Genomic DNA, 17,047 nt, shown 5'->3' with positions numbered 1-17,047 from the left:
GATGCCCCGCAGGTATATGTCATGTCAATAGGTTGTTAGTGCAACATCTCGCGAGCTGGTCGGAACCACCCCCGAAGAGCGGTTGTCGGGGGCCTCGGGTCCCGTCGGCGGCGCGCTCGCCGCCGACGGGACCACGGTCCGTCACTGCCAGGCAGCCAGGTACTCGTTGATCTTGTCGCGCATGAACAACGACGACTCCTTGGCCCGTTCCTCCCACGCGAACACGCACGCGGTCAGCGTGCCGTCGAAGCCGTTCGCCCGCAGTTCACGGAAGAGCTCGTCGAAGTCGACCTCGCCCTGACCCATGTCCAGATGCTGGTGGATGCGCGCCGGAGTGCCGGGCGGATTGAGGATGTAGCGGTTGCCGGACGAGGCGGTGTGGTCGAGGGCGTCCGCCAGGTGAACATGGGTGAGCAGGTCGCCTGCGTACTTGATGATGCCGGGGGCGTCGTTGCCGATGTGGAAGGTGTGCGGAGCGCAGTACAGGAACGTGACGCCCGGGTGGTTGATGCCCCGGATCAGGTTGATCGCGTCGTAGCCGTTCTCGATGAAGTCGTCCGGGTGCGGCTCCAGCGCGAGCTTGATGCCCTCCCGTTCGAACACCGGCAGCAGTTCGTCCAGCGACTTCCAGAACTGCGCCTCGCTGCGGTCGGAATCCTCCGGCCGGCCGTTGAACTCGGAGATCATGCTGTCCACGCCGAGGTCCGAGGCGATCTGGATGGACCGCTTCCAGTACCGTACGGCGGCCTGCCGGGCGTCCTCGTCCGGGCCGGACCAGCGGAACAGCGGCAGGAGCGAGGAGATGCCGACACCGGCCGAGTCCAGCGCCTTGCGGAACCTGCGGACCGTTGCGTCGTCCACGCGCGGGTGCCGGAAGAACGGGATGAAATCCTCCCGGGGGGAGAGCTCGATCCACTCGTAGCCCAACTCGGCGACCACGGCGGGGAGTTCGAGCAACGGGACATTGCGGATCATGTACGGGTCGAGGGCGATCTTCATGAGGGAGTGCCTTCTGGTCAGTGTGAGACGGTGCAGCGTGGGGTCAGGACGGAGTCGCCGTCAGGGGGTTCCTTCCGGGGCCGCAGCGACGGGTGCGGTGAGGTCCTCCTGCTCGGGAAGCTCCTCGACGTCGACGCCGCTGACCTGCGCCAACTCGTGCTTGAGCGCGGCGAGTTCGGCGCCACCGGCCATATGGTTGGTCAGTTCTTCGAGGCTGACCTGGTCGCGGGAGGCGGTCAGTTCCATGGTGCCCAGGCGGAGCACGCTGAAGTGGTCGCCGACCATGTAGGCGTGGTGCGGGTTGTGGGTGATGAAGATGACGCCCAGGCCGCGGTCGCGGGCGGCGGCGATGTATTTGAGCACCACGCCGGACTGCTTGACACCGAGGGCGGCGGTGGGCTCGTCCAGGATCAGCACGCGGGCGCCGAAGTAGACGGCGCGGGCGATGGCGACGCACTGGCGCTGGCCGCCGGAGAGGGTGCCGATGGGCTGTTCCAGGTTGTCCAGGATGATGCCCATGTTGCGGAGTTCCTCGTCCGCGGTCTTCTTCATCTTCTCGATGTCGAGACGGCGGACGGGCCAGGGGCCCTTGGTCATCTCGGAGCCGAGGAAGAAGTTGCGCCATACCGGCATCAGCGGGACCGTCGCCAGGTCCTGGTAGACGGTGGCGATGCCCTTGTCGAGGGCGTCACGCGGGGTGGAGAAGCGCACCGGAGCGCCGTCGACGAGGAATTCGCCCTCGGTGTGCTGGTGCAGCCCGGAGATGATTTTGATCAGGGTGGACTTGCCGGCGCCGTTGTCGCCCAGCACGCAGGTGACCTGGCTGGGGCGGACCTGCAGGCTGACGCCGTGCAGGGCGCGGATGTTGCCGTACGCCTTGCCCGCGTTGCGCAGTTCGACGATCACGCCGTCCTTCTCCGGTGCGGCGTCCTGGAGGATGGCTCCGTGAGTTCCGCTGTTCTTGTCTGTCATCGGATTCACCTCCGGGTCATGGTGCGCTGGACCCACAGATTGATCAGGACGGCGCCGAGGAGCATGACGCCGAGGAAGGCCTTGAACCAGTCGGGGTTCCAGCCGGCGTAGACGATGCCCTGCTGCACCATGCCGAACATGAAGGCGCCGAAGACCGGGCCGATCGCCGAGCCGTAGCCGCCGGTCAGCAGGCAGCCGCCGATCACCGCTCCGGAGATGTAGATCAGCTCGATGCCGACGCCCTCGCCGGACTGCACCGTGTTGAAGGAGAACAGCTGGTGCATGCCGACGAACCAGGCGCCGAAGCCGACCAGCATGAACAGCGAGATCTTCGTGAAGGCGACGGGCACGCCGACGGCGCGGGCGCTGTCCTTGTTGCCGCCGACCGCGAAGGTCCAGTTGCCGTACTTGGTGCGCAGCAGCACCCAGGTGGCGATCGCCGCGAACAGCAGCCACCAGAACACGGTGATCTTCACCTGCACGCCGCCGATGTCGAACGACGACGCGAAGACCTTCTTGGCCTGGTTGAAGCCGTCCATGTTGCTGATGTCGTCGGTGGCGACGTTGCCGGTGACCAGCTTGGTCACCGCGAGGTTGACGCCCTGGAGGATCAGGAAGGTGCCGAGCGTGACCAGGAAGCTGGGCAGGCCGGTCTTGACCACCATCCAGCCGTTGAAGAAGCCGATCCCCAGCGACACCAGGAGTGCGACGAACACTCCCACCCACACGTTCATGCTCAGCTGGTAGGCGATCATGCTGGCGGTGAGCGCCGAGGTGATCACCCCGACACCGGCGGACAGGTCGAACTCGCCGCCGATCATCAGCAGGGCGACCGGGATGGTCACAATGCCGAGGGTCGAGGACTGGTAGAGGATGTTCGCCATCGAACCGGCGTCGCGCACCGGCGGAGCGGCGATCAGGAAGAACACGTACACCGCTACCGCACCGAGGAAGACACCCACCTCGGGACGGGCCAACAGCCTGACCACCAGCGGCCGTTCGGCTGTGCGCCCGTCGGTCTGCTTGGGGCCGGAGGCCGGCGGTGAGGTCACCGCCGGATCGGCATGCTGGGTCACGCTCATCACCGAGTGCCCTTCGCGGCGAACTTGGAGACGGCTTCGACGTTGCTCTTGTCGACGAAGGCAGGACCGGTCAGCACCGGCTGCTCACCGCCTCCGCTGAAGTTGCCGTTGGTCTTGTACAGCCAGAGGGAGTCGACCGCCAGGTAGCCCTGCAGATAGGGCTGCTGGTCGACGGCGAACTGGATGGAGCCCTTCTGGATGGCGGAGACGAGATCCTTGTTGAGGTCGAAGGTGGCGATCTTCGCCTTGCTGCCGCCCTCGGACACGGCCTGCACCGCGGTCAGTGCGATCGGGGCGCCGAGGGTGACCACCTGGTCGATGGAGGAGTCCTGCTTGAGCTTCGCGGTGATCGTCGACTTCACCGAGGGCATGTCGGTGCCGTTGACGTAGAGGATGTCCGTCTTGCCGCTGAAGGTCTTCTTCACGCCGGCGCAGCGCTCTTCGAGGTTGACGTCGCCCTGGGCCTGGATGACACAGAGGGCGTGCTTGGCGCCGGTGCCGTTGAGCTTGCTGCCGAGGGCCTGGCCGGAGACGGCCTCGTCCTGTCCGAAGAACGACAGCAGGCCCTGCTGCTTCCAGACGCTCAGGCCCGCGTTGAGGCCGACGACGGGGATGCCCGCCTTCTCGGCCTTGGCGACCACCGACTTCAGGGCGTCCGGCTTGGCCAGGGTGATCGCGATGCCGTCGACCTTCTGATCGATCGCGTTCTGCACCAGGTTGGCCTGGTTGCCCGCGTTCTCGTCGTTGGAGTAGATGAGCTTGATGTTGTCCTTGGCCGCGGCGGCCTCGGCGCCCTTGCGGATGGTGTCCCAGAAGGTGTCGCCGGAGGGCGCGTGGGTGACCATCGCGATCGTCAAGCGGGGCGTGTTGGCCTTGCCGGCGGAGACATTGCCGGCGTCCTCTTCGGCCTTCTTGCCCCCGGAGCTGCTGGAACAGCCCGCCAGTGTCAGGGCGGCTGCTGCCGCGACGGCGACGACGGGGGTGATTCTGCGGAGGCCGGGTGTGGATGTGCGGTTCATGGGGCGTGCACCTCGCTGTGCGACTCGTTGGAGGAAGAGGAGGAAATCGGAGGTGGAAGAGGAAGAAAGGGGGCGGTGACCGCTGGGTGGGGCGGGTGGTCCTCGAGTGCGACCTGCACGGCCGTGTCGCGGGCGAGCGCCTTGTGGGCCTCGTCGACGGCGACGGTGCAGATGACTTCGTTGGAACATCAGGACAATTTAAAGCGCTTTAAGTGCTGGTACTATCGGCCTTGTTTCGCGAGCGTGTCAAGGGTGTTGCACGAGGAGATTTGCCCGGGGAGGCACAGGTGGAGGATGTCGGTTCCGCAGGTCACCGGAACGGCACGCACAAGCGCCCCCGACTGGAGGACGTCGCCGCGCGGGTGGGTCTGTCCACGGCGTCGGTGTCCCTGGTGCTGCGCGGTGCGCCGGGCCCCAGTGAGCGGACCCGTCAGCGTGTTCTCAAGGCGGCGGCCGATCTCGGCTACCAGGTCGACCGCACCGCCAGCACCCTCGCCAGCAGGCGCAGCCGGCTGCTCGGCGTCATGGTCGACATCCACAGCCCGTTCCACGCGGAGCTGGTCGAGCATCTGCACACGGCCGCCGAGGAGGTCGGCTACGACCTGGTCCTGAGCACTCTGACCCGCACGCGCGACGAGAACACCGCCGTGGACACGCTGCTCGCCTTCCGTAGCGAGGCGCTGATCCTGCTCGGCCCCACGGCCCCGGCCGACATGCTGGCCGCCCTCGACAACAAGGCCCCCGTCATCGCGGTCGGCCGTCGGATCACCGACGCCGGCCTGGACGTCGTACGCAGCGCGGACGACGACGGCGTCGGGCAGGTCATCGACCACTTGGTCGGACTCGGCCATCGCGAGATCGTGCACGTCGACGGCGGCAAGGGTGTCATCGCCACCGACCGGCGTCGCGGTTACCGTTCCGCCATGCGCCGCCACGGCCTGGGCGACCACATCCGGGTCCTGACCGGCGACCACACCGAAGCGGCCGGCGAACGCGCCGCGCGCCACCTCCTCGACGGCGACGCACTGCCCACCGCGGTCGTCACCTACAACGACCAGTCCGCCATCGGTGTCCTGGCCGCCCTGGCCCGGGCCGGCGTCTCCGTCCCGGGCGAGATCTCCGTGGCCGGCTACGACGACGACACGCTCTCCCGACTGAGCTGCTTCAACCTGACCACCGTCAGCCAGAACGCCGAGGAGCAGGCCCGGTACGCGGTGAGCGCCGCCGTCGAGCGCCTCGACCAGGGCCGCACCGAGCCCCGAGAGGTCGTCCTCACCCCGCACCTGGTCGTCCGAGGCACCACCGCCGAACCCGCCTGAGGAGCAGCGCGTGCGGGACGCGTCGGCCGCCCGCGCGGTCTTCGGGCGTCAGGCTGCCGGCCGTATCAGCCCGGACTCGTAGGCGAAGGCCACCGCCTGGACGCGGGCCCGGACGCCGATCTTGGCGAGGATGTGGCTGACGTGCGACTTGACGGTGGTCGGGGCGATGGACAGCCGGACGGCGATCTCGGTGTTGGACCAGCCGGAGGCCACGGCCGTCAGGACGTCGCGTTCACGTTCGGTGAGGGTGGCCAGTCCGGCTTCCCGCTCGACGGGCCGGACGGCCGGCTGTGCGCGGACGGCGTCGATGAGTGCGCGGGTCAGGGCCGGGGTGATCACCGCGTCCCCGGCGGCCACGACCCGGATGGCTGCGGTCAGTTCCTCCGGAGCGGCGTTGGTGAGCAGGAAGCCGCCTGCTCCGGCGCGCAGGGCGGCGTGCGCGTGCCGGTCGTCGCTGCTCGATGTCAGCACCAGTACGCGAGGAGGGGTTCCGGCGGCCATGGCGGACTCGGCGGCCGGGAGGAAGCGCGGGGGCCGTGCGATGCGTCGGATGGCATCGATGTCGTCGGCCTGGGCCAGGCGGCTGTCCATCAGGACGACGTCCGGACGGAGCGTGGCGCAGAGGCCGACCGCCTCGCCCCCGCTCGCCGCTTCGCCGATCACGGTCAGGTCGGGCTCGGCGGCCAGGAGCATGCGCAGGCCGACGCGTTGCAGGGACTGGTCGTTGACGATGAGTACGGAGACCATGTCCGTCCTCCCTCATCCTCTAAACGAAACTGTTTCGTTCACTTGATGCTCAGAATAGCCCTCGCCGCAATCGAAACGGCACCGTTTTCATCGTGGTCTGGGTCACATCTCGGATCAGTCGGATTGCGGCGCGGAACGGGCGCCTCGGCTCCTGGTGACAAAGGCTTCACCAGGAGCTGAGTCTTTGTGAGCACTGCCCGATGGCGTGGTTCCCGCGGCCCTACGGTCCGGCTATGGACACGAGCCGCAGCAGAGGAACAACCGCGAAGACCCTGCGCAGCGCCGCGCTGGCCGTGCTGCTGACCGCCGGGGCGATCACCGTGACCGCCCCCGAGGCCCGAGGGGAGAGTGCGCGGACCGAGACGCCCGTGGCGTCGACGAGCCCGGTCGCCGGAGTGGCCGAGTCGGTGGTGCGGGTGAAGGTCCCGCTGCCGGCGTCCTTCGGCGACCGGCCGGCGGCCTGCGACTGGCTGTCGTATCTGCGCTACCGCTCCACCGACGGGCCTGCGGCCTCGGCCGACGCCGACCGGATCCTCGTCGCCCAGCCGGGCATCCTGGAGGGGGCCGGAGCCTTCGACAGCGTCGCCCGCAACACCGTGGCGCGCGCCGCCGAGCAGGGGCGGCACATCGAGTTCTGGGCGCTGGACCGGCGCTCCAACTGCCTTGAGGATCACGCCGGTATCGCCTCCGGCGACGAGCACACGGCCGTCGACTACTACTACCGGGGCAAGCAGGTCGACGGCCGCACTTTCGCCGGCTATGTCGGCAACGACCGGCTGGGCTGGATGGCGAAGCTCGGCATCGAGCAGACCGTGCGCGACCAGTACGACCTGCTCGCCGCCGAGTTGCCCGACCAGGGGCTGCGCAAGCGCAAGGTGCTGTGCGGCGGACACTCGCTCGGCGGTGTGATCACCGGCTACTTCGCGGCCGCCGACTTCGACGGCGACCCCGCCACCACCACCGACGCCGGATACAACCAGTGCGCCGGCTACTTCGCCCTCGACACGACTGTCTCCACCACGCTGGGCGACCTGAGCGGCAGCATGCCGGGCGACACCAATCTGCCCGACGTGGGCCTTGGTTACGGCGTCGTGCAGGCCGGACTCGACAGCGGAGTGCTGCCGCGCTCGCTGTCCGCGCCGGTCCTGCTCAACCCCGAGACCATGACCCTGCTGGCCATCGCCGGCGTGGGCGCCGTACAGGATCCGGGCGGTGAGGCCGACCTGCCGAGCTATCTGCCCGTCAACACCAACAATGAGGCCACCAACCGCTTCCTGTTCTCCAAGGACACCGCCACCTTCCTCACCGGCTCTCCCGCGGTGAAGGACTTCCGGCTCACCAACGCGGCCGTGCTCGGAGCGCTGCTGGACGACAACTCCGTACCGCTGGCTTTCCTGCAGAGCAGCGTGGGCTTCTTCGACGGAGGGCCGATCACCGACAAGAACTTCCCTGCGGCCAACGGCAGTTCACAGCAGCCGGGGCTGTTCGGCGTCGAGTACAAGGCCATCCCGGCCCAGCCGCACGGACCGCTCTACACATGGCGCAATTACGACCGTGTCGGCGCCGCCGACGACTCCGGCTACAAGTCGGCCGACGGCACGCCCTTCACCAACGCCGGCAAAGAGGTCACCGACATAGGGGAGTTGGCCCGCAGCCTCGCCCAGCAGCCGCTGGACTTCACCGAGCAGTACTTCCCCACCAAACTGGTCACCGACCTCGAACTGGCCACCTCCCCACAGGTCAAGCGGCTGGTCGTGCATCCCGACGGGCTCACCGTCAACCCCACGCTCACGGTGCTCGCGGGCGACGGACTGCTGGCGGGCCGCATCCCGCCCGATCTGCACCCGGTGGTCGCCGACGGCTACCAGCACCTCGACGTGCTGACCGCGGCGCCCGTGCAGAACAACGGGCGGCCCGAGCCCACCTCCACCAACCTCGCGCGATTCGCCGCGGAGCCCAAGTAGCCCTACCCGCACAGCCGTTGGGCCCGGGAGATCCTCCCGGGCCCAACGATCGTGACCTGCCGCGCTCAGACCTTGCCCGCGGCGAAGGCGGCCGCCGTGTCGGCGTTCGCGGTGTAGCCGAGGTGCGCGAGGACGTCGCCGCCGCCGTTCTCGCAGATGGGGTCGCCCTTGGCGCAGAAGTCGATGGTGCGGCTCTGGTAGGTGCCGGTGACGCTCTTGCCGAGGGCCCGGATCGGGTTGCCGAACAGCAGTACCGCGGTGACCCGCGGTTCGAGTGCGGTGGGAATGGTCGCCACGATGGGGCTGCCGACCACCGCGCCGTCGCTGCTGATTCCGATGGAGTTGTCGACGACGTTCGCGCCCTGCGAATAGCCGACGAGAATGAAACGCTGATTCGGACACGCGGCCGCCTGGCTGTTGACGTGGTTCACCAGATCGGCGTTTCCCTGTGCGGCGGAGGTCAGGGAAAGGTCCGCGGGGTAGTCCACCTTGTAGCTGGTGAGGTTTTTGCCCGTCAGTTTCTTCTGCAGGGCCGAATACACCGGGTCGCCGACGAGCGCGCCGAGGGTGCCCGGCTCGAAGGTGCCACGGGCCGCGACGACGTCGATGTCCGAGCAGGTGGCGGCCGATGCCGCGGGTGTCGAGACGGTGGCCAGTCCGGCCGCCCCGCCGGCCAACGAGAGCGCGGCGAGGCACAAGCGAATACGCATGGGGATCCTTTGAGGGTGGGGCGCTTTGCGCGCGCCTGCGGAAAAGGACGTCCCGAACGTATTCGCTCTGTCTGACGGGGTGTTATGTACGGGAATTCAGAAGTTCTACGATTTCTTGAGCTGAGGTGAGCCGGGGGAAATCCCTTGCGCGGAAGGCGTTTCCTGGTCCGCACGCACTTGATCCGCCCGCAGTTCCTCGGCGCGCAGGGCCAGGATGAGGTCCAGGCGGGTGCCGGGGTCGTGCAGGGCGTCGCCGAAGAGCTTCTCCAGCTGGCGCAGGCGGTAGCGGACCGTCTGCGGGTGGATGTGCAGGCGGGCGGCGACGTCGGGCACATTGCTGCCGCCGAGCAGCCAGGCCAGCAACGTCTCGGCGAGCCGGGCCCGTTGCCCCTCGGAGGCCGTGTCCAACGGAGCCAGTACGCGCGTCTCCAACTGGGCGAGCAGCGGCTCGTCGCCGTGCAGCAGCAGGGTCGACAGATGGTCGGCGCAGCGCACGACGCCCTGCCGGGGCAGGATCCCGCGGCCCATCAGCCCCAGCGCCCGGGCGGCCCAGCGCAGCGACTGCACGGCTTCGGCCAGCGGCACCGTCGGGCCGATCGCCGCCGGCCGGCCGCGCAACGCGAGGGTGAACGCCCGCCCGCCGAAGCGGCCCGAGCCGTCCGGATCAGGCACCAGCATCCGCGGCGGCCGGGACTCCATGTCCACCAGGGCCCCGGCGGCCACCAGCGGCCGCTCCTCCTCGGGCTGGTCCGGGCAGATTGCGAGCGCGATCACCGCGACCTGCCGCGGCACCGACCACCGTGCACCGTGTGCCAGATCCTGCACCGCTTCCAATGGCACCGGCCCCTCGCTCAGCAGCAGTTCGAGCAGACGTCTGCGCCGCCGCTCCAACTCGTCCGTGCTGCGCAGCCGGCCCTCCGCATAGCCTGCCGCGGCTGCCTCGGCCACCTCGTGCACGGTCCGGAACGCGAGCTCGCCCAGCGCGGCCACCACCGCGGAGTCCAGCCCCAGCTCCTCTGCCGTACGGCCCATCAGCCGCCAGGCATGCATCCCGCCGATCCGCAGCGCGGACTGCAGCGCGTCCAGGCTGCGGTCCTCCAGGGCCACGCCGCGCCCGAGTTCGTAGTACGTCGAGGCGATCGCGTCGCCCCGGCCGCGCGGGTCGGCGATGTGGTCGACGAACAGGGTCAGCGCCTGCACCACCCCGGCCCGCAGGTTCCTGGCGTACATCCCGTCCGCAGGGCCCGCGTACTCGGGCACCTGGCTGCGGACCTCGTCCTCGACCTCGTTGGCGACCGCCTCCAGCTGGGCACGGAGCAACTCGGCGAGGTCGGGCGGCATAGAGGGGGATGCCGGACCGGCCGGCCCGCCGTGCGGGGTGGGGACGGCCATCGCGGACACTCCTTTCAACCGGAGCAGGCTCACCCGCGGGCTGCTTCCCGTGGGACGAGGGACAAGTCCAGTGTTGGACGAACGTCCCCTGCGCTCCGTTCCGTGCCCCGACGGCACCGACATCACTCCGGCAGTCCCAGTGCACCGGCGAGCATCGGCCAGGACGCGGCGAACTCCGGCTTCCAGTACTCCCAGCTGTGTCCTCCTCCGCTGTAGAAGTGGGTGGTGACCGTGATGCCCAGCCGGTTCAGGGCGCTGGTGAAGCTGTGCGCGGAGGGCCACAGCGCGCTCTCCAGCGCCTCGGGGAGCCAGTCGCCGGTCCCGCCGACCACGCCGCTGCCGCTGGAGACGTACAGCGGCGTGCCGCGCAGCCCCTCGGCGCGGGCCCGCGGATTGAAGTTCCGCCAGGTCAGGAGGTTCAGCACCGGGTTGCCCCACAGCGACAGGGGCGACAGGTTCTCGCGGGCCACGATGGCGTCGACGAGGGTGGGCACGCCGAGCGCGGTGGTGTCGAGGATGCCGCTGTAGGAGGCCGCCGCGGTGAACGCGCCCGGATGGCGGGCCGTGTGCGCCATCGCGCCGTAACCGCCGGTCGAGACTCCGGCGACCGCCCGCACCCCCGAGGCCCGGTAGTCGCGCGCGAGCATCGCCGGGACCTCGGTGAGCTGGAAGGTCTCGTAGTCGGGGCCGCTGAGCCAGGTGGTGGGAATGCCGGTGGGGCCCCCGTCCGGCATCGCCACGATCAGGTCCCGGCCCTCGGTGAAGGCCTCGATGTCGGTCTCCCGGGTCCAGGAGGTGTAGTCGTCATGGGCGCCGTGCAGCAGATACAGCACCGGGTAGGTCCGGCCGGTCTGCGTGGCGAAGCCGGACGGCAGGATCAGCCGCACCGGGGCGCTGCGGCCCAGTGCGGCGGAGCCCACGGACACGTCGAAGGTGCGCGGCCCGATCCGGGTCGCGGCCTGCGCGGTACCGGCGGCGGCGCCGAACAGGGCGGCCAGACCGGCGACCGCCGTGGCCTTGGTGACGGTACGTCGGGACGGGGCGGTGGTGCGGTGGCGGTGGGGCATGGCGGCTCCTCGGGGTGGGTTCAGCGGGTCTGCGCGGCGAGCTCCCGCCGCAGATGGGCGGCGATCTCCTCGACGTACGGCGGGTCGAGAAGCGACAGGTGGTGACCGCCGACCCGCACGACCGTGAGGCGCGGGCACACCTCGTCCCAGCCGAGCGCCTCGTCGTCCCGCTCGTACGCCGGGTCGCGCACGGTGTGCGGAGCGGCCTCGGAGGCCCGGTACAGCACCACGGGCCCGTCATGACGGCCCGGCCGGTGCGCCTCGCCGATCCTCAGGTCCAGGTAGGAGGAACGCTGATGCTCCAGGACGGCGGCAGGCACGTCGGCGGCCTCGCGCAGCGTCCGCAGCACGGTGTCGATGCGCTCGCCGTCGTCCTCCATCGCCACGAGTTCGTCGTACGGCAATTCCAGCCGCACCCCGTAGGTGTCGGCGACGTGCCGGGCAAAGCCCGTGAAGTGCGCTCGGACCCGGTCCTCCGGTGTCTGCCCGGACAGGGGGAGGGGCCGTACGGAGTCGATGAGCGCGACCAGCTGCACCTCCCGCCCGGCGGCGGTGAGTTGCCGCGCGGTCTCCTGCGCGATGAAGCCTCCGAAGGACCAACCACCCAGCAGACAGGGCCCGTTGGGGTGGGCTGCCTGAACCGCCTCGGTGTACCGGCGTGCCTTCTCGGTCACCGTGTCCGCCTCCTCGATCCGCTCCAGCCCGTACACCGGCCGGTCGTCCCCGAGCCGGTCCGCCAGCGCCCGGTAGACGTCGGTCGTCCCGCCGGCGGCATGGATCAGGAAGAGCGGCGGGCGGGAGCCGTTGGCGCGCAGGGTGCGCAGCGGCGAGCCACCGTCGGCCGGGAGCGTCGCCTGCCCGATGCGCTCGGCGAGTTGCTCGACCGTGGGGGTGCCGAGCAGCTCGCGCAGGTGCAGTTCGATGCCGAACTCGCGCTCCAGGGCGGTGCGGATGCGCACGGCCATCAGGGAGTCCAGGCCGAGGTCGGCCAGGGCGGTGGCGGGGGTGATCCGGCTCGGGGAGTGGCCGGTGACGGCGGCGATGTGGTGGGACAGACGGGCGGTGACGGAGGTGTCCTGCGGCGCGGCGACCGGTTGCGCCGGTACGACGGTGGTCGTCGTACGCCCGTCCGTCCACCAGTGCCGTACGTGCCGCCAGCGCGGTGCGGGCAGGTCGATGACGAGACCGGACGGCAACGGCAGCCGCAGCCCCGCCGTGTACAGGGCCCCCAACTCGCCGAGGAACGCGGCCAGGTCGTCGCCGTCGCGACGCAGCGTGCCGACGGTGAGGGCACCCGGGGCGGTGTCGGCGACGGCCCGCAGCAGCACCGGGTGGGGCGAGATCTCGACGAACGCGGTGTGGCCGTCGGCCGCGGCGGCCGCGACGGCTCGCTCCAGCTGCACCGGCCGCCGCAGGTTCGCGGCCCAGTGGGCGGCGTCGAAGGAGGAGTCACCGCGAGGGTCGTCCAGGACGGTGGAGTAGACGGGGACGCGAGGCCGACCGCCTTCGACATCGGCCAAGGCCTCGGTCAACTCCGGTATGAGTGCGTCGACTTGGGGTGAGTGTCCGGCACCGACGACCCGCATGGCGCGGGCGGTCCGCCCTTCCTCCTCCAGCCGTCGCACCAGCCGTGCCACCGCGGCCTCCTCGCCGGTGACCACCTTCTGGCCGGGGGAGGAGTGGACGGCTACATGAACATGGGGGAAGTCCCTTTCCAGCGCGGCGAGTTCGGCGTCGTCGACGTCGACGACCGCCATGGCGCCACCCCGCAGCCCGGCGAGCAGCCGGGCCCGTACGGCGACGACCCGCGCCGCGTCCGCCACCCCCAGTGCTCCCGCGCACACCGTGGCGGCGACCTCGCCCATCGAGTGGCCGATGACCGCGGCGGGTTCGACGCCGTAGGAGCGCCACAGCTCGGCGAGCGCGACCTGCAGTCCGAACAGGACGGGCTGGGCCACCTCCAGCCGGTCGAGGTCGTCGCCGGAGGCCAGGTGGTCGTACAGGGACAGCCCGCACTCCGGGGCGAGTTGGGCGTCGAGCTTTTCGACGGCGGAGGCGAAGGCGGGCTCCTCGGCCAGCAGCCGGCGGCCCATGCCCGTCCACTGGCTGCCGTATCCGGAGAACACCCACACCGGGCCGCGCCCGACGAGATCACGCTCCCCGGTCAGGACCCGGACGTGCGGTCGGCCCTGCGCCAACGCGCCCAGCCCGTCGGCGAGTTCGGCACAGTCGCGCGCGGCGACGGCGGCCCGGACCGACCCGCGGCCGCCACGCCCCGCGAGCGTGCGGGCCACCTCGGCGGGACGCGCGGCACCACCCTCGGGTGTGCGCAGCCAGTCCGCGAGCCGGGCCGCGGTGTCCCGCAGGCGTTCGCCGTCGACGTCGGAGAGCAGATGCAGGCGGGCGACCGGTTCCGCGGCGGGCGGCGGCGACAGGACGGCGGTCCGCCATTCCTCCAGCACCGCATGGGCGTTGGTGCCGCCGAAGCCGAACCCGGAGACCCCGGCGGTGGCCGTGCCGCCGTACCGCGGCCAGGGCTCGGGCTCGCTCACCACCCGCAGCCGTACGTCGTCAAGGGCGCTGCCCTCCGCGCAGTGCAGGGACGGCGGAACGACGTCGTGGTGCAGCGCCAGCACCGTCTTCACCAGCCCTGCGATACCCGCGGCCGACTCCAGATGGCCCAGATTCCCCTTCACCGAGCCCAGCAGCAGCGGCTGATCGGGATCCCGGCCCGCACCGAGGACCGCGCCGAGCGCGCCCGCCTCGATCGGATCGCCGAGCGGAGTACCGGTGCCGTGCGCCTCGACGTAGTCGATGCCGGCCGGGTCGAGTCCGGCCCGTGCGTAGGCGGTCGTCAACAGGGCTTGCTGACTTGCGGGGTTGGGTGCCAGGAGACCGTTGGAGCGGCCGTCGGAGTTGACCGCGGTGGCGCGGATGACGGCCAGGATCCGGTCGCCGTCCCGTTCGGCGTCGGACAGCCGTTTCAGGAGTACGGCCGCGCAGCCCTCGCCGCGCCCGATGCCGTCGGCCACCGCCGAGAACGGCTTGCACCGCCCGTCCGGCGCGAGCGCCCCCGCCCGCCCGAACGCCACCCCGATCGTGGGGGAGAGCAGCACGTTGACGCCCGCGGCGATCCCCAGTTCGCTCTCGCCCGTGCGCAGGCTGACGCACGCGTGGTGCACCGCGACCAGCGAGGAGGAACACGCGGTGTCCACGGCCATGCTCGGCCCACGGGTGTCCAGCACATACGCCACCCGGCCCGCGGCGACACTCAGCGCGGCACCCGCCGGGGCCCAGGGGTCGACAACGCCCGCATCGGCACCGGTGAGTTGGCCGTACTCGGGGGCCGAGACACCGACGAACACACCGGTGGTGCTGCCGGCCAGCGAGGCGGCCGGCACGGCGGCATGGCCGAGCGCCTCGTGGACGACCTCCAGAAGGATCCGCTGCTGCGGGTCCATCACCGCGGCCTCGCGCGGGGTGATGCGGAAGAACTCCGCGTCGAACCCGGCGATGTCGTCGAGATAGCCGCCGTGCGTAGGCGCGTCGGCGGGCGGAAAGGCGGTGAAGTCCCGCCACCGGTCCTCGGGGACCCGCCGGATCGCGTCGACGCCCTCGCTCAGCATCCGCCAGTAGTCGCCCGGGCCGTGCACACCACCGGGCAACCGGCAGCCGACCCCGATGACGGCGACGGGCTCGCCGAAGTCCGCAGGGGCAGGGCCCGGGAGCGTGGTCGTTGTGGGCTCCGCCCCGCCGCGGCACAGGCGCGCCACCAGCGCATCGCCGGTCGGAGCCTCCCACAGCAGCGTCGCCGGCAGCTCATGCCCCGTCAGCACGGACAGCTCCCCGGCCAGGATCACCGCGTCCCGCGAGGACATGCCCAGGTCGGCCAGCGGCCGGTCCATCGGGACCGTCTCGGCCGCGGACCCGCTCCACGCGGCAACCCGCTCCGCGATCAGCCCGCGTATCGCACCCTCGTCGACCGCTCTCACCGCGCATCCTCCGCCGCGTACGCGCCCTGCAGATACCGCTCCCGGGTCAGGGACCGCGACACCTTGCCGCTGGACGTACGGGCGACGACGCCCGGCGCGACCAGGACGACCTCGGCCAGCCGCAGCCCGTGCCGTCCGGAAACGGCGGCACGCACGGCCCGTATGACGGCCGGCACGTCGATATCGGCCAGGCTCATGGTCCGCAGGTGCTCGGCCACGACGACCACCCGCTCGCCCGCGCCGCCCGGCACACCGAAGGCGGCCAGCCGGTCGCGACGCACCGCCGGGTGCGCGTCCTGGGCCGTGGCCTCCACGTCCTGCGGATAGTGATTGCGTCCGTCGACGACGATGAGGTCCTTCAGCCGGCCGGTGACGATCAACTGCCCCTCCAGCACGGTCCCCAGATCACCGGTACGCAGCCAGCCGCCCGGACCGGCGTCCGTCTCGGCGCCGAAGACGAGCCGGGTCTGACGCTCCCGCCCCCAGTAGCCGCGGCCGATGTTGGGCCCCTGTACCCGGATCTCCCCGACCTCGCCCTCCGGCAGGGCGGCCCCGGACACCGGATCGACGATGCGCACCCGCTGGCCCACCGGAGTGCCGCAGCCCGCCAGCAGCACGGCCCGGGGATCGTCCGGCCGCGCGGGCAGGGCCTTCCCGGTGGCGAGGGCGTCACGGTCGAGGGCGAACCGGCGCAGCGGCTGCCCCGGCCGGGTCGCGCTGACGAAGACGGTGGCCTCGGCCAGCCCGTACGACGGACAGTGCACCTCCGGCGACAACCCCTGCGCGGCGAACGCGGCGTGGAAGCCGTCGACCGTGCCGGGACGGACCGGTTCGCTGCCGTTGATCAGCGCGGCGATCCGGTCGAGCCGCAGATCCGCCTTCTGCGCGTCGGTGACGGCCGAAGTGCAGAAGTCGTACGCGAAGTTGGGCGCGGCCGTCAGCGCGCGCGGATGCGCCGCGAGCAGCCGCAGCCAGCGCACGGGCTCGTGCAGGAATGCGACAGGATCCATCAGCACCGACAGCAGACCGCGCACCACCGGGGCGGCGACGCTCAGCACCAGCCCCATGTCGTGGTAGAGCGGCAACCAGCCCACACAGGTCACCGGATGGGCATCGGCACCATAGGCGGTCAGCGCCTGACGGGCGTTGGCGACCACGTTCGCGTGCGTGATCTCCACACCCGCCGGGGTGCGGGTGGAGCCCGAGGTGTACTGCAGATACGCGATCGCTCCGGGGTCCGGCGCGGCGGGCTGCCACTCCCCGGCGGCGGAGTCCGGCACCTGGTCGGCGGCGACGATCCGCACCGATGTGCCGCCGCAGAAGTCCCGCACCTCCTCCAGCGCGCGGCTCGTCGTCACCACGGCCGTCGGACCCGCGTCGGCGAACACCGCCGAGAGCCGGTCACCTTGCCCGGGCAGACCGGGCGGATACAGGGGTACGGCGACCAGGCCGGCGGCGAGCGTCGCCAGGAACGCGGTGACGTACTCCGTCCCCTGCGGGCACAGCAGCGCCACCCGCGCCCCGGGCTCGGCCTCCTCCGCGAGCCGCGCGGCCAGCGCCCGCACCCGCAGTTCCAGGCGCCGCCACGTCAGGGTGCGGTGGACCCCGCGCGAACCCGGCGCGGGATGGTCGACGAAGGTGAACGCCCGGCGGTCGGGGGTGACTTGGGCCCAGTGCCGCACATACTCCGGCAGTGTGGGGTGGGCGGGCGCGATCGGGGGACGGCGGCTGTCCATCGGGCAGGGCTCCTCAGGTCACGTAATCGGCTTGCGGGGCACGGCAGT

12 protein-coding genes are annotated in these 17,047 nt (G+C 70.9%); 2 read left to right on the top strand and 10 right to left on the bottom strand.

The features are described from left to right. Nucleotides 1-141: 141 nt before the first annotated feature. From P2Q00_RS06670 to P2Q00_RS06655, 4 genes are read right to left on the bottom strand one after another with little or no spacing between them, the layout of a single operon-like run. Nucleotides 142-999 carry a sugar phosphate isomerase/epimerase family protein gene (locus P2Q00_RS06670; protein ID WP_275770452.1) on the bottom strand — a complete coding sequence of 286 codons (858 nt, stop codon included), beginning with the start codon at nt 997-999 and terminating at the stop codon, nt 142-144. 60 nt (nt 1,000-1,059) lie between these two features. Next, nucleotides 1,060-1,971 carry an ATP-binding cassette domain-containing protein gene (locus P2Q00_RS06665; protein ID WP_275770450.1) on the bottom strand — a complete coding sequence of 304 codons (912 nt, stop codon included), beginning with the start codon at nt 1,969-1,971 and terminating at the stop codon, nt 1,060-1,062. A 5-nt stretch (nt 1,972-1,976) separates the two neighbouring features. Then, nucleotides 1,977-3,053: an ABC transporter permease gene (locus P2Q00_RS06660; RefSeq protein ID WP_275770449.1), complete on the bottom strand. Its 1,077-nt coding sequence runs from the start codon at nt 3,051-3,053 to the stop codon at nt 1,977-1,979. Beyond that, nucleotides 3,053-4,072 (bottom strand): sugar ABC transporter substrate-binding protein, encoded by a 1,020-nt coding sequence (locus P2Q00_RS06655; protein WP_275770447.1) that lies wholly within the window; start codon nt 4,070-4,072, stop codon nt 3,053-3,055. The genes P2Q00_RS06660 and P2Q00_RS06655 overlap by 1 nt, the downstream gene beginning before the upstream one ends. 287 nt (nt 4,073-4,359) lie before the next feature. Between P2Q00_RS06655 and P2Q00_RS06650 the strand changes: the two genes are divergently transcribed. Next, nucleotides 4,360-5,391: a LacI family DNA-binding transcriptional regulator gene (locus tag P2Q00_RS06650; RefSeq protein WP_275770446.1), complete on the top strand. Its 1,032-nt coding sequence runs from the start codon at nt 4,360-4,362 to the stop codon at nt 5,389-5,391. Between the two features lie 48 nt (nt 5,392-5,439). Here P2Q00_RS06650 and P2Q00_RS06645 read toward each other — a convergent pair whose 3' ends face one another. Further along, the gene (locus tag P2Q00_RS06645; RefSeq protein WP_275770445.1) at nt 5,440-6,138 is read right to left on the bottom strand and encodes a LuxR C-terminal-related transcriptional regulator; all 699 of its coding nucleotides are present in this window, start codon (nt 6,136-6,138) and stop codon (nt 5,440-5,442) included. Between the two features lie 233 nt (nt 6,139-6,371). Between P2Q00_RS06645 and P2Q00_RS06640 the strand changes: the two genes are divergently transcribed. After that, nucleotides 6,372-8,102, top strand: coding sequence for a hypothetical protein (locus P2Q00_RS06640; RefSeq protein ID WP_275770444.1), 1,731 nt, complete (start codon nt 6,372-6,374; stop codon nt 8,100-8,102). A gap of 65 nt (nt 8,103-8,167) precedes the next feature. Here the strand turns inward: P2Q00_RS06640 and P2Q00_RS06635 are convergent, their stop codons facing one another. The 5 genes from P2Q00_RS06635 to P2Q00_RS06615 form a co-directional block, all read right to left on the bottom strand. Beyond that, a complete protein-coding gene (locus P2Q00_RS06635) occupies nt 8,168-8,812 on the bottom strand; it encodes a cutinase family protein (protein WP_275770443.1) in 645 nt (214 codons plus the stop codon). Between the two features lie 105 nt (nt 8,813-8,917). Beyond that, the gene (locus P2Q00_RS06630) at nt 8,918-10,204 is read right to left on the bottom strand and encodes a PucR family transcriptional regulator (protein WP_275770442.1); all 1,287 of its coding nucleotides are present in this window, start codon (nt 10,202-10,204) and stop codon (nt 8,918-8,920) included. A 122-nt stretch (nt 10,205-10,326) separates the two neighbouring features. Further along, nucleotides 10,327-11,271, bottom strand: coding sequence for an alpha/beta hydrolase (locus P2Q00_RS06625; protein ID WP_275770441.1), 945 nt, complete (start codon nt 11,269-11,271; stop codon nt 10,327-10,329). Between the two features lie 20 nt (nt 11,272-11,291). Beyond that, nucleotides 11,292-15,263 (bottom strand): acyltransferase domain-containing protein, encoded by a 3,972-nt coding sequence (locus P2Q00_RS06620; RefSeq protein ID WP_275770440.1) that lies wholly within the window; start codon nt 15,261-15,263, stop codon nt 11,292-11,294. After that, complete coding sequence (locus P2Q00_RS06615) at nt 15,260-16,999, bottom strand: fatty acyl-AMP ligase (protein WP_275770439.1); 1,740 nt, start codon at nt 16,997-16,999, stop codon at nt 15,260-15,262. Before P2Q00_RS06615 ends, P2Q00_RS06620 begins: the two co-directional genes overlap by 4 nt. Between the last annotated feature and the right edge of the window lie 48 nt (nt 17,000-17,047).

The organism is Streptomyces coacervatus (assembly GCF_029223485.1).
In the GTDB taxonomy this organism is placed as follows: Bacteria; Actinomycetota; Actinomycetes; order Streptomycetales; family Streptomycetaceae; genus Streptomyces; species Streptomyces coacervatus.
The sequence above is the reverse complement of the archived record's forward strand: the minus strand, read 5'-3'. Positions and strand labels throughout refer to the sequence as shown.

What these genes read in the sequence shown, in the direction of transcription:
- P2Q00_RS06670 (WP_275770452.1), bottom strand. Translation starts at nt 999, where the DNA reads ATGAAGATCGCCCTCGACCCGTACATGATCCGCAATGTCCCGTTGCTC.
- P2Q00_RS06665 (WP_275770450.1), bottom strand. Translation starts at nt 1,971, where the DNA reads ATGACAGACAAGAACAGCGGAACTCACGGAGCCATCCTCCAGGACGCC.
- P2Q00_RS06660 (WP_275770449.1), bottom strand. Translation starts at nt 3,053, where the DNA reads ATGAGCGTGACCCAGCATGCCGATCCGGCGGTGACCTCACCGCCGGCC.
- P2Q00_RS06655 (WP_275770447.1), bottom strand. Translation starts at nt 4,072, where the DNA reads ATGAACCGCACATCCACACCCGGCCTCCGCAGAATCACCCCCGTCGTC.
- P2Q00_RS06645 (WP_275770445.1), bottom strand. Translation starts at nt 6,138, where the DNA reads ATGGTCTCCGTACTCATCGTCAACGACCAGTCCCTGCAACGCGTCGGC.
- P2Q00_RS06640 (WP_275770444.1), top strand. Translation starts at nt 6,372, where the DNA reads ATGGACACGAGCCGCAGCAGAGGAACAACCGCGAAGACCCTGCGCAGC.
- P2Q00_RS06635 (WP_275770443.1), bottom strand. Translation starts at nt 8,812, where the DNA reads ATGCGTATTCGCTTGTGCCTCGCCGCGCTCTCGTTGGCCGGCGGGGCG.
- P2Q00_RS06630 (WP_275770442.1), bottom strand. Translation starts at nt 10,204, where the DNA reads ATGGCCGTCCCCACCCCGCACGGCGGGCCGGCCGGTCCGGCATCCCCC.
- P2Q00_RS06625 (WP_275770441.1), bottom strand. Translation starts at nt 11,271, where the DNA reads ATGCCCCACCGCCACCGCACCACCGCCCCGTCCCGACGTACCGTCACC.
- P2Q00_RS06615 (WP_275770439.1), bottom strand. Translation starts at nt 16,999, where the DNA reads ATGGACAGCCGCCGTCCCCCGATCGCGCCCGCCCACCCCACACTGCCG.